Annotated in this window: 10 protein-coding genes; 5 read left to right on the forward strand and 5 right to left on the reverse strand. The window is 63.8% G+C overall.

The window, feature by feature from the left end:
- Window positions 1–3,390: 3,390 nt before the first annotated feature.
- The 5 genes from trxA to U7114_RS18135 all read right to left on the reverse strand — a co-directional run bounded on the left by trxA (window position 3,391) and on the right by U7114_RS18135 (window position 9,439).
- Window positions 3,391–3,717, reverse strand: a complete 327-nt coding sequence (gene trxA, locus U7114_RS18115; protein WP_139027242.1) for a thioredoxin — start codon at window positions 3,715–3,717, stop codon at window positions 3,391–3,393.
- A 37-nt stretch (window positions 3,718–3,754) separates the two neighbouring features.
- A complete protein-coding gene (trxB, locus tag U7114_RS18120) occupies window positions 3,755–4,711 on the reverse strand; it encodes a thioredoxin-disulfide reductase (protein ID WP_323058126.1) in 957 nt (318 codons plus the stop codon).
- Window positions 4,712–4,967: 256 nt separating this feature from the next.
- Window positions 4,968–6,542, reverse strand: coding sequence for an ABC transporter substrate-binding protein (locus tag U7114_RS18125; protein WP_323058127.1), 1,575 nt, complete (start codon window positions 6,540–6,542; stop codon window positions 4,968–4,970).
- A gap of 164 nt (window positions 6,543–6,706) precedes the next feature.
- Window positions 6,707–8,866, reverse strand: a complete 2,160-nt coding sequence (gene murJ, locus U7114_RS18130; RefSeq protein WP_321214837.1) for a murein biosynthesis integral membrane protein MurJ — start codon at window positions 8,864–8,866, stop codon at window positions 6,707–6,709.
- Between the two features lie 72 nt (window positions 8,867–8,938).
- A complete protein-coding gene (locus U7114_RS18135) occupies window positions 8,939–9,439 on the reverse strand; it encodes an NUDIX hydrolase (RefSeq protein WP_157242834.1) in 501 nt (166 codons plus the stop codon).
- Between the two features lie 207 nt (window positions 9,440–9,646).
- Between U7114_RS18135 and U7114_RS18140 the strand changes: the two genes are divergently transcribed.
- The 5 genes from U7114_RS18140 to U7114_RS18160 all read left to right on the forward strand — a co-directional run bounded on the left by U7114_RS18140 (window position 9,647) and on the right by U7114_RS18160 (window position 15,552).
- Complete coding sequence (locus U7114_RS18140; protein ID WP_323058128.1) at window positions 9,647–11,212, forward strand: CCA tRNA nucleotidyltransferase; 1,566 nt, start codon at window positions 9,647–9,649, stop codon at window positions 11,210–11,212.
- Window positions 11,209–11,793: a histidine phosphatase family protein gene (locus tag U7114_RS18145; protein WP_321214835.1), complete on the forward strand. Its 585-nt coding sequence runs from the start codon at window positions 11,209–11,211 to the stop codon at window positions 11,791–11,793. The genes U7114_RS18140 and U7114_RS18145 overlap by 4 nt, the downstream gene beginning before the upstream one ends.
- Before the next feature lie 542 nt (window positions 11,794–12,335).
- Window positions 12,336–12,473, forward strand: a complete 138-nt coding sequence (locus U7114_RS18150; RefSeq protein ID WP_199775297.1) for a hypothetical protein — start codon at window positions 12,336–12,338, stop codon at window positions 12,471–12,473.
- Between the two features lie 171 nt (window positions 12,474–12,644).
- Window positions 12,645–14,111, forward strand: a complete 1,467-nt coding sequence (locus U7114_RS18155; protein ID WP_323058129.1) for a glycosyltransferase family 87 protein — start codon at window positions 12,645–12,647, stop codon at window positions 14,109–14,111.
- Window positions 14,104–15,552, forward strand: a complete 1,449-nt coding sequence (locus U7114_RS18160; protein WP_323058130.1) for an NAD(P)/FAD-dependent oxidoreductase — start codon at window positions 14,104–14,106, stop codon at window positions 15,550–15,552. The genes U7114_RS18155 and U7114_RS18160 overlap by 8 nt, the downstream gene beginning before the upstream one ends.
- Window positions 15,553–15,561 lie beyond the last annotated feature (9 nt).

Consider the following 15,561-nt stretch of genomic DNA (forward strand, 5'->3'; position numbering starts at 1 on the left):
CACATACATGCACTCTTCGCAGCCGCCACTCCCGGGGCGTGCGAACCAAGGCGCACACACGCCCAGGCACATCGTTCCTGGTTCTGGATGCAACTCGGCCCAGGAGCTTCTGCGCGACGGGCGTGAGTGGTGGCCTGCATTGCAGATACACTCAGGGAGGTTTTGACTGAACGTACGGCATCGTACGGCACTGTCCGTGGGGCACATTACGGACGGACCCCTGCTTGTTTCACGTGAAACGACTGCTAACCCCTAGCGCTCTTGGTTTCCGCAAAGGCACAGCACGAGCAGTCGTCGAGTTTGCGCCTGCAGTAGCTCGATGAGTGGCTTCGAGGGGTATGGATGAGCGGGCTACTGACAGGTGTAGGCTTATGACGCCGAGTGAGCGATGAAGCACCAGACCCATAATCGGGTGCAATCGGGTGCACGCCCCTGACGGCTCAAAAGGGGCAACGCGGAGGACGGATGCTCGGAGGGATAACCACCAGCGGTCAAGCTCTGGGATCAGATCTTGCGTTCCGGAATAGTGAGGCGGATCCCCGCGCGAGCAGACCTGTGGTGGGCGGGTTGTTGTCATCACTCCCCTGGACCGTCATAGCTCCGGGCCGGAGAACTCCACAACGGCTGGTTAGGGGTCGTGTAGTCCGCACGGGTTCAGTCAAGGAGATACGGGCGGCTGGACGTGCCTGCAGTCTCTCACGTGGACTAACGGGGGCTGTCGCGTCCTGCTACTACGGGATGCCATCCCGGCTAGCAAACAGATCGTGCTGCGGTCCAGCACGAGAGGCGCACTCGAACCGCGGTGCAACGCGCGACGCGCAGAGGCCGTCCGCTGGCCGTTAACTATGGTGTCACCACCCTCTGCGCGCGGTAAGGTCGTTGCTGTTCTCTGCCGGCGCCCCACCCGCCTTCCTGTTCCTCCTATCCCCGGGGTGCCCAACATAGCGGTTCTGGGGGCCGGCCGCCTTGCCATCTGAGGTGTCCCTGCCGTCAGTGGTCTTCCACACACCCTTCGGGTGTCGTGGACATGGCTGTGGATTGCGCTGTGGATAACTTTGTGGACAGTGGGCCTCACGGAACGGGAGGTTGAACCGGTACATCGCCATAGGGCAGTTCCTCTGGGGCATCCCCAGCCCTACGGTGCGGATTGATTCACTGCCTCGTTTCACGTGAAACAAACCAGGAGTGCAGAACGATGCTGTTTCTGCGCCTGTATCTACTAACTATGGTTTATTCAGGGACTGGGAAGGGCTTGGAATCTTGAGAGCAGGCTCGCCGGGAGACCGCAGACCGACCATAGCTTGCCACACTCGGCTGCAACTGGGGGTTGGGGCTGTCGTGGCGGATCAGCAAGCGGCGCGGGCTCTTGGCTAGGTGGCTGTGGATAAGGCTGTGGATAGGAGCGATCTGCTGGTGTGGATAACTTGTGGATAGACTAGCGGGCTGCTTGGGATCATCAGGCCCAGGTGTGGCCCATGGATGGGGTGCACATTGAGGACCTGGCTGGATTTATGGCGTGAGGGTCCACCGGGCAGACAGCGGATTGGTTAACTGCGGCCGGCTGGTTGGATGGTCCTGACGTGACGGTTGTGAGAAGGGGCCGCCGGTACGCACGCATTGAAAGAGTAGGAGGCAAGTAGTTGGCCCCCTAGATTACGTGCACCCTGCTCCCGACTCTGTTTTAGTGAAGAGCCAAGGGATGCTGGTAAGTGCACGGCCCAAGACAGAATCGGCTGGCTATAGACTCGTGGATTGTCGAGTCCGGCTCCTGCCGAGAGGTTCATACTCGGCGGTGTGCGCGCCTGGTGGTCACACCGATGTGGAGCTGTAGGCGTCAGGTACAGCAAGCTACCCTAAAATCCACATCGCAAGGCACAGGCAAGACGCCAGACGATGGTGGGAACGTCCTAGCCAATGAGAGGAGAGGTTCCAGCCATCATGCGGTGCCTGCACTCTGTGGCCACCACGTAGGGGGCTGCAGCTTCACCAGGAGGTTTGCAGTCGCACCGCAAACTCTCCCATGCGTCGACCGCGGTGTTTCACGTGAAACGGTTCTGTACAAAGGTCGGTTCTAGGCGCGCGCTCCCCCGGGCTGAAACGGCAGGGGTGGTGCCCCAAACTCGACCGGAGCCCCGGCGAACTGCCGCGGTGTGCTGTCAGCGTTCATGCCACCTGAGAGTTCGAGCCTCCAGAACCTAGAACCAAGCGGAAGCCCGGGAGGAGCAGATTCACCAGCCATCGCCGACGGTCTCATTAAGCGGGCGGTCTCGTAGTCGCCGTGTCATGAGTATGAGTATGGGGATCGACCAACCTGCTCAGGCAGGAGAGGGACGCAATCCGGTTGGACAGGCTCCGTTGGATTTAGCCGCCGCAGCCAAGTTGAGCACCCCGGTTGAACTTCACTGACCACCAGATGACAGCAGAACAGGGTGAAGTCCGTACAGGAGACCAGGTGGTTCCCCCGGAGAAATTCATGGCTATGAGCTCCAATGTCCCTTGGCCGCCTGTCGGGCCAAGTCTGCGGGGTGCGATTGGGGCGCACGGCTTTTGGTTGCCTCGCCAGTGTCGCGCACCGCCGGCGTGCAGTGATTGTCCGCAGGTCGTGGGAAGGCACTTAGAGACGAGGTGCACTGCAGTTAGAGCGAGCCCTCGGAAGAAGGACTGCGCGTTGACCTTGAGCCCGGCATCGCGGCGCCAGTAGTGCGGCTGTCCCTGGCTGCGCTCACCCCAACTTAGCTGTGTGTTGTGGAAAGGCCGGTGAAGCATCAGTTGTCTTATGCTTCACCTAATGGTCTAAGTCGACTTGAATCTGGCCGCCGCGCTGGCGGCGTGTTTCACGTGAAACACGCCAGCCCCGCACCGCAGCAGCCAGTCACGATGTGCACCCACTCACCACGTACGGATAGAAGCAATTCCCGTCGGGGCGCGAGTGGAGTACGGTTCCTGTGCGATTGCCTACCGGAGCGGGAGGAATCCGCAGGGCGGGGCCGCATGGTGGCGCCTTCTCAGCACGAGATTAAACCAACCAAGTAGGGCGGAGCTACGTGGATTGCAGAGCGTCATCCCTAATATGGAGCTCCCCTTAGCAGTGCGGGTGACCCCGGTCCTCTTATAGAGGCGGTGTATCGTTACTGCCGGACGCCCACGTTTCACGTGAAACAGCGGACCTGTAAGGACTGACTGCGCTCACGAGCGAATGCGCACACAGCCCCCGGAGTCCCACGACCCTCACAGTTGCTCGTGTCCAGTTCCTGAAACAAGAAGTGGCCACCGCCGGAAGGCGGTGGCCACTCGAGAAACTNCACAGTTGCTCGTGTCCAGTTCCTGAAACAAGAAGTGGCCACCGCCGGAAGGCGGTGGCCACTCGAGAAACTGCAGAAACCGCAGAACCTAGGACAGGACGTCAGCGAATTCCTTTTCGAAGAACTGCTTCGGCTTAGCGCCAATAACCGTGCTCTTCACTTCACCACCCTGGAACAGGTAGACAGCCGGGATGGAGGTGATGCCGTATTCGGCTGCGATGGATGGGTTGTCGTCCACGTTTACCTTGACGACATCAACCTTCTCGCTGTACTCCACCGAAATTTCGTCCAGGATCGGACCGAGCTTGCGGCAGGGCCCGCACCATTCGGCCCAGAAATCCACAATAACCGGCTTGTCGGAGGACAGAACGTCCGTGCTGAAGCTAGCGTCTGTTACGTCTTTGGCGTTACTCATAACCCTTGTCTCTCTCTTCGGATATTGTTTGCGATGATTATGCGGGCAAGTCAGCGAGGTAATGCTCTACATCGATTGCGGCTACACAACCCGAACCGGATGCCGTAATGGCTTGGCGGTACGTGGGGTCCACAACGTCGCCGGCGGCGAAGACGCCGGGGATGCTTGTCTTCGAGCTGCGGCCTTCGACGGCAATGGTCCCCTCGGGTGTCAGGTCAAGGACATCCTTGACCAGGTCAGTCCTGGGATCGTTGCCGATGGCCACGAACACGCCGGTCACCGAAAGATCGGAAACTGTTCCGTCAACGAGGTTCTTTAGCTTCAGGCCGCTGACTTTGTCCTCGCCTACTACATCGTCCACGGTGCTGTTCCAGATGAAGTGGATCTTTTCGTGGGCCAAAGCGCGGTCAGCCATGATCTTGGATGCCTTCAAGGTGTCGCGCCGATGGACAACTGTCACGGATTTCGCGAATTTGGTGAGGAAGAGTGCTTCCTCCATAGCGGAGTCTCCCCCGCCGATCACCGCAATGTCCTGGTCCTTGAAAAAGAAACCGTCACAGGTTGCACACCAGCTAACGCCGTGGCCGGACAGGCGCTTTTCGTTCGGCAGCCCGAGCTCCCGGTAGGCGGACCCTGTAGAAAGAATAATTGCCTTCGCACGGAAGCTCTCGCCCGTGGCAATGGTCACCGTCTTTACCGGACCTTCGAGGTCAAGGGAGGTCACATCCTCGAACTGGATCTCCGTGCCAAAGCGTGAGGCCTGCTTTTCGAAGTTCTCCATCAGGTCCGGGCCCATGATCCCTTCCGGGAAACCGGGATAGTTCTCGACGTCGGTGGTGTTCATCAGCTCACCGCCGGCGGTAACGGAGCCTGCAAGCAAAAGCGGCTTGAGGTTGGCACGGGCGGTGTATACAGCTGCCGTGTAACCAGCCGGGCCAGAGCCCACAATGATGACATCACGTACGTCGGACGCGGTGTTTTCTGCGATGGTCACTGAACGGTGAACCTCTTCCTTATTTGACGCGCCTCCCCGTGGAGGCCGGCCACATGGCACAACTGTTACTTGATCCTGAATATTCCGGCGCCTGGACGTGCTGAAACACAGGTAGACAGCAGACAACCGTCACCGCAGGCGCTCTTCCAAGGTTACAGTCCCACCAGGCAGGCGCTGCGCCTCTCCCGGCCACCGGCAGCGGCAACCGCCCGACAGCCCACATCACGGCGGCAGCCGCGCTTCAAGTAGCGGGAGGTTACTGCACCTTGATCTCGGCGAGCCGGACGCCGTAACCATAGCGCGTCTTAGGAGCGGCAAGCCGTGGCAGGGAGTTGATGGAGACAATCACGTACTGGGCCTGGACCGGCTCGGCCAAGGGCATTGTCAGGTCGGTTGACGTGAAACTGTTGGTCCCTACGGCTTTGGCACCATCCAGTGCAGGCCGGTCGTTGGTGTACACCGTGATGTTGCCACCGGATCCCCCCAACTGCGAGAGCGTGATGGATGAAACCTTGGCAGGGTTCTTGAGCTTTACCACCAGCGGGACGCCCTGGGGTGCCAGGCCGCCCCAGTTTTCGGTTGCGAACTCCATGTCCGACCAGTAGCTGGCAGCGTTGCCGTCATAGGCCTTCACCAAGTCACCATCGAAGGTGGCGGCGAAATCGAAGCTCCCCTGCCTGCTGATATTTTCAATTGCCGGCGGGGCGGCGGGAGCAGCGGAGGTCGGCGCCTGCGTTCCGGGTGCCGTGGTCTCCGGGGCACCACCATTGGTGGCAGGGGCGGTGGGAACCGCCTGCGGCTGCGGGGAGAAAAGGCTGCCCAGGTTTGTTACGGCGAAAACAAGCCCGGCAATGAGGACTACAGCGAGCAACCCGCCAACGAGCCATCGCATGGACCTGGGCTCGCGGCCGCCCTCGTCACGGTCGTCGTCATACCCGCTTTGGCTGTCAAATGAAGCACCTGCAGCGGCAGGCGCGGCAGAGCGCGCAAACAAGGAGGACTTATTGTTCTCCGTTTGAGGTTCGTCTTCAACCGGCGCGCCGGAAGGCTGGTCCTCGGCATAGGCGTAATCGGCGTCGGACCACAGGGACACTTTCGGCTTTCCGCCCGGGGTACCCTCCCCGCTTTCGGGAGCCGGTACCGGCTGGTGGTCCCGTCCGTGGCCAGCGCTCAGAGGAGTGGCGCGGGTTTCTGCTTCGCTGCCGCTACGGGTTCCGGAGCCGGCTTCAGCAGCAGCCGCAGCACCTGCCGCACCGCCCACTGCTGCTGCCCCGCCCATTGCGGAGGCACCGGTGGAGTTACGGGCGGAGGAAGGCGACGCCGCCGGCCGGGCAGGCGGTTTCGGCGGCACAACCGGTGCCTGCCGGTAGGGATCCACCTGGCTTGGGTGTGCATCGGAGTACTTGATGTAGCCCGCTTCAATGTGGTCTTCGTCGTCGTAGGGTTCGGGCTCGTTCGACCTTGGCTGGCCAAAGATCTCGCTGCCCAGGGTGTCGGTGAAGAAGGGTTCCACATAGGGCGGATTCGACGCGACCACCAGGTCCAGCAGATCCGCAGCCGACGTGTGGTTGGTGATGAGGTAGGTGGCAGCCTCGGTCATGCCAAGGTCCAGGACCTGGACGGTGCCGGGCCGCTCACCGGTGGCCACTTCCCGGGCGCTCTGGGCAACCTGCTCGGTGTTGCCGGGGCCGGCAACCAGGATGCTGACGGGACGGTTCAGGACCTGGTCCACACCGTCCAGCACCAGATCGTGGTCGTGCGAGGCCAATACAGTGGCGGTGACCTTGTAACGGCCGCCCAGTACTGATCCGACATCGATCGGGTTGGACACGTGTTCCTCCTAGACTGTCCGGGAGTGCCGGCTTGAATGATGCAACCGCCATCCAGGAGCCGCCGGGCGGCTGGCCCTGGATGCAACTACCCCTGTACCTTCTCGATCCTAGCCGATTGCGTCCCTTGCGCCCTGGATAAAGGCGGCGGCGGCCGGCTCGAAAGTCACTTTTTTCGGGGGCGCCGTGGCTTGAAGTAGGGGTTCTCGCCGGGCTTCCCCTGGAAGGTACGGCGTCCTGGCAGCGGAATCTGTTCCCGCAGCAAACCTCCCCGGGCCGTACTGGGCTGGTCCTCCGCGGGAAGGTAGTCCTCGTCGGACGAAGCCGGGCCGTCGCCGTCGCGCGCCTGCCTCCGCCGTGTCCCGTGTTCCGCGTCCTCCTGTTCCGGAGCCGGCCCGGCCCTGAAGGAAACAGCGTCGAACTCGCCGGAAATCCGGGGAATGAGCCCGGTGTCCACGGAGGTGGTGGCACGTTCCGGCGCGGGCCGCCGTGGTCCACCGGAGGCTCCGCCGGGGGGAGAGTCCGACGGCGGGGTCCCGGCTTCCGCGGAAGGTGCGGGCGGTGCGCCGCGGCCCAGCCGTCCCAAGAGGGGGCGGAGCAGGTCGCGCAGTTCGGCAACGCGGAACAGCTTGAGCAGGAAGAAGTAGGCCACCAGCATGACCGGGCCCACCACGACGAGCGTTATGAGGGCTGTAATCCGGTCGCGCCAGGCGAAACCGTCCGGGCTGTAGCTGCCCATCAGCCAGAGCGCACCTGCACCTGCAATGGCCGAACCAAGCGCTGCATACCCCATGCGGATGTAGGAGTTGGCGATCCTTGGCCCGTCCAGGTGACCCAACAGGCGCCGCAGGAAGTACGCACTGATGACCACCGACAGGATGTTGCCCACCATATAGAGGACGGCGATGGCGTAGATGATCTGGGTGACCGGCAGGAACTGGATGGCGAACGCGCCGGCCACGTAGACAACGGCCAGGAGCAGCTGGATGAAGAACGGCGTCCGGGCGTCCTCATTCGCGTAAAACACCCGGGACATCATGAAGTTGGCGCTCATGAACGGCGTGCTCAGCGCCAGGATGGTGAGCGTCTGGGCCAGCATCACGCCGTCCTGGCGAAGCCCTCCGGAGAAGAACATGCCCAGGGGACCGGCGAGGGCAAAGAGGGCCAGGGCACCAAACACAGTGGCAACCGCCATGGTCCGCAGGCCGTGGGAGAGTGCATCGCGCAGCTCGTCATGGTTCCCGTCCTGCGAAGCCCGGGTCATCCGGTTGAACAGCACCGTGGCCAGTGACAGCGCGATGATGGAGTGCGGCAGCAGGTAGAGCTGGCTGGCAACCTCGAGCACGGCGTTGCCGGGCAACATGTTCGCTGCAGGGTCTCCCGCCTGCTGCAGCCGGATGCGTTCCGCCCCGGGGATGGTGGCGATGCGCATGACGTACAGGAAGGCGAGCTGCCCGACGGCGGCCGTCAGCAAGGTCCAGACGCTCAGCCTGGCTGCCTGGCCCAGTCCTACTCCCCGCCAGCCGAACCGGGGCCGGAGGCCCAGCCGCAGCCGGATCACCGGAATCATCAGGATGGCGGTCTGGGATATCACGCCGATGGTGGAAAAGCCCGCCACCAGCAGGGTCTGGGTGCTGCCCCAGTTGTCCAGGGTGTGCGGATTCAGCTCGTTCGCACCGAAGATCCAGATGAACATGCCGAGGCCGGCGATGGCCACCACGTTATTAAGGATGGGCGCCCACATGGCAGGGCCGAATGCGCCGTTTGCGTTCAGCACCTGGGTGAGGAGGGCGTAAAGGCCGTAGAAGAAGATTTGGGGCAGGCACCAGAACGCGAAGGTGACGGCCAGGGCCTTCTGCTGGGGACTGTATCCCTGGGTGGTGAGCTCAATGACCCCCGGGGCCGCCAGCGTTACCAGGGCTGTCAGCCCCAGCAAGAGGAGCACAGCCAGCGTCAGCAGCCGGCTGATGTAGTCCGCTCCCCTGTCCGGAGCCTTGCTTGCCTTGATGATCTGCGGCACCAGGACCGCGTTGAACACGCCCCCGGCAACCAGCAGGAAGATCAGGTTGGGCAGGTTGTTGGCGTTAATGAAGGTGTCATTGACGGTGGAGCCAAGACCCAGGGCAGTGCCCAGCATCCAGGTCTTTCCAAAACCCAGGAACCGCGAAACGAGCGTCCCGGCAGCCATGATGGCGCTGGACCTGGTTTCGCTGGCAACCGTGCCGCCAGGGGAACTGTCCGCGCCGGCCGGCGCGGGGGGAACGCCGTCAGGGGCGGCGTCACCGGGCGGGCCGGCTTTATCGGAAGGAAAGTTGGTAGCTGACATCGAGTTCATCGTCTCACCCGAAGGCAGTTAAAGCCGCAATGCAGGCACCGGCTGCCCGGGGCGGCTGCAGCCCTAAAGGTGCCCGGGAAGGACTTCCCGGGCCAGATCGGCGATCCGGCGCTCGTTGGGGAAGGACAGCTTGCGCGCCAGTTCCTGGATGGGGACCCAGGCCACGTCCACGGCTTCCTGGTCCGGATCGTTCTCGATGGTGAGCTCGCCGCCCGTGGCCCGCAGGAGGTAGTGATGGACCGTTTTGTGGACCCGATGGCCGCTGACGGTAAACCAGTAGTCGATGCTTCCCAGCGGTGCGAGGATGTCGCCTTCAATGCCGGTTTCCTCGGCAATTTCTCGGACGGCGGCCTGCTCGTTGTTTTCTTTTCCCTCCGGGTGGCCTTTGGGAAGGCACCACTCCAGGCGTCCGCCGCGATTAAGGCGGGCGATAATCGCAACCCTCAACTCGGCGTCGGACGTGTCCACCACGACGCCGCCGGCGGAGACCTCCTCCACCGTGGGCAGCGATGCCGGTGCCGAATGCTGGGCAGGCGCAACGTGCGCACCAATTGCCGATGGCAATGGCGCGTTCGTCCTCCTGCCGGGAGCGCTCGGTACTGGATGGGCCATGGAGTCCACTCTAACGACTGTTGCCCGTTCGTGATGACCGGAACATGACACCAACATGGACGGCATATGACGCACTTTGCCGTGCACTGAGCGATTCCGCGCGATCTTGACCCTAATTTGGCCTGCCGACACGCTGGTTTCTGCCAAGCTTAAGTAACTATGGCGCACGCACATCACAAGACTGATTCCCAGACCGTTGATTTCCAGGTGGACCCGGTGGTCCTGGAGCTCGGCCGGCGCTTCGTGGACGCCGGCCACGAACTGTCCCTGGTGGGCGGACCGGTGCGTGACCTTTTCCTGGGCCGGACGTCCCCCGACCTGGACTTCACCACCGACGCCACCCCGGACCAGACCGTGGCACTCATCAAGAAGTGGGCGGACAACTACTGGGAGATCGGCCGCGCCTTTGGCACGATCGGCATGCGCAAGGCCGGCTTCCAGATCGAAATCACCACCTACCGGGCAGAGGCCTACGATCCTGATTCCCGGAAGCCGGTGGTGGCGTTCGGTTCGTCCTTAACCGATGACCTGCTTCGGCGGGACTTCACCATCAACGCCATGGCCCTGAAGCTGCCCTCCCTGGAACTGGTGGATCCCTTCGGCGGGGTCCGTGACCTTCATGCTTCCGTCCTGGCCACGCCGGGGGCACCCGAGCTGTCTTTCTCCGACGATCCGCTGAGGATGATGCGGGCGGCACGGTTCGCTGCCCAGCTGGGTGTATCCGTGCACGAAGACGTCCGCCGGGCCATGACGGAGATGGCCGAGCGGATCACCATCATTTCCGCGGAACGCGTGCGGGACGAACTGGTCAAGCTCATCTGCGGTGCCCGCCCGCGCGTCGGCGTGGACCTGCTGGTGGATACCGGCCTCGCCGAGTTCGTGCTGCCTGAGGTTTCCGCGCTCCGCCTGGAATCGGACGAGCACCACCGGCACAAGGACGTCTACCAGCACTCCCTGCAGGTCCTTGAGCAGGCAGCGGAGCTGGAGACGGATGGTGAAGGCTCCGTGCCGGGGCCGGACTTCGTGCTGCGCTTCGCAGCATTAATGCACGACGTCGGCAAGCCGGCTACGCGCCGCTTTGAACCGGGCGGCGCGGTGAGCTTCCGCCACCACGACATGGTGGGAGCCAAACTCACCTCCAAGCGGATGAAGGCGTTGCGCTTCGACAACGACACCACCAAGGCTGTTGCCCGCCTCGTGGAACTCCACATGCGCTTCTACGGCTACGGGGACGCCGGCTGGAGCGATTCTGCAGTCCGCCGCTACGTGACCGATGCCGGGCCACTGCTGGAACGGCTGCACCGGCTTACGCGCTCGGACGTCACCACCCGCAATCAGCGGAAGGCCGAACGGCTCGCTTTCGCCTATGACGACCTGGAAGCCCGCATCGCCGCACTGCGCGAACAGGAGTCGCTGGACGCTGTGCGCCCCGACCTTGACGGGGCCCGGATCATGGCCCTGCTGGGGCTCAAACCAGGGCCCGTGGTGGGCCGCGCCTACAAGTTCCTGCTGAATGAGCGGATGGAGAGCGGGCCCCTGCCTACGGACGAAGCGGAAGCACGGCTGCTCCGCTGGTGGGCGGAACAGCCGGAATCCGCCCCGGATGAAGCTGGACGCCCGCCTGTTGAAGCCGATCCCGCACCCGCACCTGCCGCACCCGCACCTGCCGCGGCCGGAACGCCTCCCGCCGCCGTCGAGCCTTCCCCTTCTGAGGAGTCCAAGTGACCATTCCCGCCCTTGCCCCGCGCCCCCAGCTGTGGATCCTCCGCCACGGCGAGACCGAATGGTCCAAAAGCGGCCAGTACACCGGGCTGACGGATCTGCCGTTGACGGTCGAGGGAGAACAGCAGGCCGTGGAGGCCCGCAAGGTGCTGGATCCCGTCGACTTCGACCTGGTGCTTACGTCTCCCCTGCGGCGGGCACGGCGGACAGCAGAGCTGGCCGGCTTCCCTGACGCCCAGCATGAACCCCTGGCCGTCGAATGGAACTACGGTGACTACGAAGGCATCAGCTCTGACCTGATCCGAAAGGACAACCCCGAATACCTGATCTGGACGCACGGGGTTCCCAACGGCGAAACGCTGGACGAGGTCGCGGCCAGGGCGGACAAAATCATTGGCCGGGTGCTGGAATCCGGCATGGACAATGTGCTGATTGTGGCCCACGGCCACTTCTCGAGGATCCTCACGGCACGCTGGCTGGAATTGCCGCCCATGGAAGGCCGCCATTTCATTCTGGGCACTGCCAAGGTCTGCACGCTGGGCTGGGACAAAAGAACACCCGCTATTGTCCGCTGGGGCCTTTAAAGGCTTTCCGGGATTTGTTTGATTTATTTTTGCTTTCTTACTGGCGGATATCCTTCGCCGTAGTGTAGTTTTATTCCTGACCCCAGAGCGTCTGCCGGGGTATCGGCGCATGTTGCACGGCCCTTGGCCTGAGCAATGGCAGAGCAGAAAAGGAGGTTGGGAAAATGATTACTTTGACTAGCGGACGGAAGATGAACGTCACCGCAGCCCCGGCCTCTGATGCCTTTGCGCGCCCGTTTTGGGGACAAACCGGCTCCTAGCCTTGCTCCGCTTGGGTGGAACGCAGCCTCCCACGTGCAACGCCATAGCCAGAACCCCTGAGTAGACCCGTAAGCCGGAGCCACGCTCTTTCCTTGGGGCCTTTCCCCTGCCTTGCCAATCAAACAGTCTGAGCGCTGTTTGTTCCGGCAATTCTGACAAATCCCGGTTATTCCTGGGTGCGCTTTCCTGCGCCCTAATTCCAGTCCCGATTGCATTTCGCAAAAGGGATTAATTGCCGCGCCCGGTTTGCGGGCCAGCCAGTACAAAAGGAGGTGATACCCATGAGAAAGTTCCGGAAACTCCTGCTGCCGGCACAAGGCCGGCGCAGCGGCAGGAGGCTGATCAACGAACCCCTGCTGGAGAAGCAGCGCGAAGACGTCTTCGTCCTGATGCACCAGCAGATCGGCGGTACGCGGTAGGCGGAGCAGCAGGCACGTGGACCGCAGCCCGTCCGCGGGAACCGTGCCGGCCATCAGCGAGGAGGCCGAATGGACGTGGGCCACCTTCTGGCTGGAGCCCACGCGGCGACGCGGGGGCTCCAGCTCGCGGGTGGCCCCTGTACCCGGCCGCTGCGGCGGTAAGCTCAAGCCATGCAGGAGTCCCAGCCGCCGGAGCACCAAGAAAGGTTGCGCCTGGTGGTTCCCAGCCGGAGCGATGTCCTGCTGAGGAATTTCACGGAAGTGGTGGGCGGCCCCCTTGGATTCCGGGCCGCTCCGGGTGTTGTCCCCCCCGGCATCTTCACTGTGGAGCGGGTACTGATCCTGCTGACGGTGCTGGCGGCACTCGCGGGCACCTTGCTCAAGGGCTACTGCCGAGCCAACGGTTGGGAATCCCCCACCCAGTTTTACGCCACCTGCTACTCCGACTTCCCGGAACTCTTCCGGAACCGCGGGCTCGCGGAGGGACAGTTTCCCATCGTGGCCAGTGGAAGCCAGTTTGAGTACCCGGTCCTCACCGCCCTGATCGCGGGGGTAACGGCGTGGCTGGTTCCCGGTACCGGAGTGACGAACGCCCGGATCCTCGCCTATTTCGATATCAATGTTGCGCTTCTGGCCGCAGCCACGGTGGTTGCCGTCCTGGCTACGGCCCGGATGACCAGCCGCCGCCCTTGGGATGCGGCCATGGTGGCGCTGGCGCCGGGCATCGTCCTGGCCGGCACCATTAATTGGGATCTCTGGGCGGTGGCACTGCTTGCCGTGGGGATGTATTTTTTTTCGCGGGAACGCCTGGTGCTTGCCGGAGTCTTCATCGGGTTGGCCACGGCTGTGAAGCTGTATCCGCTGCTCATCCTGGGCGCCATGCTCCTCCTGGCCCTGCGGACCGGCCGCTTCCGGCCCCTGCTGACGACGGCGGTGGCCACCGGGGCCGCGTGGTTGGCAGTCAACCTGCCGTTCGCCGTCGCAAATCCCTCCGGGTGGGCCTACTTCTTCCAGTACTCAGCCGACCGCGGCGCCGGGTACGGCTCACCGTGGTTTGCGTACAACCTGCTGCTGAACAGGTTGAGGGGCCAGGAGCTGGGCGCCGACGCGGTGAACCTTCTGTCCTTCGGCCTGTTTGCGGCGGCCTGCGCCCTGATCGCACTCATTGCCTTCACGGCGCCACGCCGCCCGCGCCTGGCCCAATTGGCGTTCCTGATAGTGGCGGCGTTCATCCTCACCAGTAAGGTCTACTCACCGCAGTATGTTGTCTGGCTGATTCCGCTGCTCGCGCTGGCCAGGCCGCGGTGGCGGGACTTCCTGGTCTGGCAGGGCATCGAAGGCCTGCATTGGGCCGCTGTGTGGATGTACCTTGGACAGGTGACCAGCGCGGGTTCCTCCCAGCACAACCTGGATATGCCCTACTACGTCCTGGCCGTGGCGGCGCACATGGTGGCCGTCGCCTACCTGATGGCCCGGGTGACGTGGGACATCTACGACCCCACCTACGATCCCGTCCGGCGGCACCATCTGGACGATCCCCACGGCGGACCCTTCACCGGCGCCCCGGACCGGTTCCGTCTGAACCTGCGCACCCCGGCGGACCCGGGCGCCCGGCGGAAGGCCGCATCCGATGCCTGACGTTGCGGTAGTGGGCGCCGGACCAAACGGATTGGCGGCCGCAGCGGTGATGGCGCGGGCAGGGCTCTCCGTAGAGGTTTTCGAGGCTGCGGCCGAAATCGGCGGCGGGACGCGCACTGCGGAACTCATGCAGCCGGGACACTTCCACGATGTCTGCTCGGCCGTCCACCCCATGGCCCTGGCATCGCCCTTCTTCCGCGCCTTCGAGCTGTCCCGGCGGGTGCAACTCGTGACTCCCGTGCTGTCCTACGGCTCTCCCCTGGACGGCGGCCGGTCCGCCCTTGCCTACCGGTCCCTAGACCGGACGGCAGCGGGACTCGGGCGGGACGGGGCCGCCTACCGGCGCCTCATGGGACCCTTGGTCCGCACCGTCGACGACGTCATGGACTTCACGCAGAACCAGCTCTTCCGTGTCCCCCGGAATCCCGTCGCTGCGGGCATCTTCGGCCTGCGGACCCTGGAACAGGGCTCGGGACTGTGGAACACCCGGTTCCGCGAAGAACTTGCCCCTGCCCTCCTCAGCGGCGTCGCTGCCCACGCCGTGTCCCACCTGCCGTCACTGGCCGCGTCCGGGGCGGGACTGATGCTGGGGGCGCTGGGCCATGCTGAAGGTTGGCCCATTCCCCTGGGTGGTTCCGCCGCCATTGCCGCCGCCCTGGCGGAGGACATCAGGGCACACGGCGGGGTCCTCCACACGAACGCCCCGATAAACCGGCTGCAGGACCTCCCGGCCGCCCGGGCCACCCTGCTTGATGTAGCGCCGCGGGGACTGGCAGACATGGCCGGGGATTCCCTTCCCCACCGGTACCGCAAAGCGCTGGAGTCCTTCCGCTACGGGAATGGCTCGTGCAAGGTGGACTTCATTCTTTCCGGCCCCGTGCCGTGGACAGCTGCGGAACTGGCAGACGCCGGAACAGTCCACGTGGGCGGTACCAGGGCCGAACTCGCGCATGCGGAAAACGAGGTCAGCGCGGGCCGACACCCCGAGCGGCCGTATGTGCTGGTGGCCCAGCCTTCGCGCTTCGATCCCGGCCGGGCTCCCGCCGGACGCCACACGCTGTGGACCTATTGCCACGTTCCTGCCGGTTCAACCAAGGACATGGCCGGGGCCATCACCGCCCAGCTGGAACGGTTTGCCCCCGGATTCCGGGACCTGGTGCTGGACACGAACGTGGTTACCGCGGCGCAGCTGGCAGAGTACAACCGGAATTACATCGGCGGGGACTTCAGTGCCGGGACCATGGACCTCCGCGGCCTGGTCCAGCGGCCGGTGGTGTCGCGGCATCCGTGGCGAACCCCGCTCCGGGGCGTCTACCTTTGCTCCTCCTCCACGCCGCCCGGCCCTGGGGTTACGGGCATGCCCGGCCTCCACGCGGCAACGCATGCGCTAAAGGACATATTCCAACTGCCCGTTCCAGCGCTGGGCCTGAACACGCCCTAGGACGCGGAC

Source organism: Pseudarthrobacter sp. C1, assembly GCF_034720455.1.
In the GTDB taxonomy this organism is placed as follows: Bacteria; Actinomycetota; Actinomycetes; order Actinomycetales; family Micrococcaceae; genus Arthrobacter.

Bases quoted from the DNA above. Each gene is read 5' to 3' on its own strand.
- trxA (WP_139027242.1), bottom strand. From the start codon at position 3,717: ATGAGTAACGCCAAAGACGTAACAGACGCTAGCTTCAGCACGGACGTT.
- U7114_RS18155 (WP_323058129.1), top strand. From the start codon at position 12,645: ATGCAGGAGTCCCAGCCGCCGGAGCACCAAGAAAGGTTGCGCCTGGTG.
- U7114_RS18150 (WP_199775297.1), top strand. From the start codon at position 12,336: ATGAGAAAGTTCCGGAAACTCCTGCTGCCGGCACAAGGCCGGCGCAGC.
- U7114_RS18140 (WP_323058128.1), top strand. From the start codon at position 9,647: ATGGCGCACGCACATCACAAGACTGATTCCCAGACCGTTGATTTCCAG.
- U7114_RS18160 (WP_323058130.1), top strand. From the start codon at position 14,104: ATGCCTGACGTTGCGGTAGTGGGCGCCGGACCAAACGGATTGGCGGCC.
- murJ (WP_321214837.1), bottom strand. From the start codon at position 8,866: ATGTCAGCTACCAACTTTCCTTCCGATAAAGCCGGCCCGCCCGGTGAC.